Below are 884 nucleotides of genomic sequence, written 5' to 3'. Positions count from 1 at the left end.
AGTCAAGGCTATGGTTTTTCCAGTGGTCATGTATGGATGTGATAGTTGGATTGTGAAGAAAGCTAAGCACTGAAGAATTGATGCTTTTTTTTCTTTCTTTTTTTTTTTAATTTTATTTTTAAACTTTACAATATTGTATTAGTTTTGCCAAATATCAAAATGAATCCGCCACAGGTATACATGTGTTCCCCATCCTGAACCCTCCTCCCTCCTCCCTCCCCATACCATCCCTCTGGGTCGTCCCAGTGCACCAGCCCCAAGCATCCAGTATCGTGCATCGAACCTGGACTGGCAACTCGTTTCATACATGATATTTTACATGTTTCAATGCCATTCTCCCAAATCTTCCCACTCTCTCCCTCTCCCACAGAGTCCATAAGCCTGTTCTATACATCAGTGTCTCTTTGACTGTGTGGATCACAATAAACTGGAAAATTCTGAAAGAGATGGGAATACCAGACCACCTGACCTGCCTCTTGAGAAACCTGTATGCAGGTCAGGAAGCAACAGTTAGAACTGGACATGGAACAACAGACTGGTTCCAAATAGGAAAAGGAGTACATCAAGGCTGTATATTGTCACCCTGTTTATTTAACTTCTATGCAGAGTACATCATGAGAAACGCTGGGCTGGATGAAGCACAAGCTGGAATCAAGATTGCCAGGAGAAATATCAATAACCTCAGATATGCAGATGACACCACCCTTATGGCAGAAAGTGAAGAAGAACTAAAGAGCCTCTTGATGAAAGTGAAAGAGGAGAGTGAAAAAGTTGGCTTAAAGCTCAGCATTCAGAAAACTAAGATCATGGCATCCGGTCCCATCACTTCATGGCAAATAGATGGGGAAACAGTGGAAACAGTGTCAGACTTTATTTTTGGGGCT

General features: G+C 42.2%; 1 protein-coding gene. It reads left to right on the top strand.

Features of this window, described 5'->3' with window-relative positions; all coding sequences use genetic code 11:
* Window positions 1–410: 410 nt before the first annotated feature.
* The coding region (locus IEW01_RS17870) for a reverse transcriptase domain-containing protein (protein ID WP_229738362.1) at window positions 411–884 on the top strand (474 nt) is incomplete at its 3' end.

Source organism: Sinisalibacter lacisalsi (genome assembly GCF_014640115.1).
Taxonomy (GTDB): Bacteria; Pseudomonadota; Alphaproteobacteria; order Rhodobacterales; family Rhodobacteraceae; genus Sinisalibacter; species Sinisalibacter lacisalsi.
Note: the sequence above shows the minus strand (reverse complement) of the source record. Positions and strands in the feature narration are given on the sequence as shown.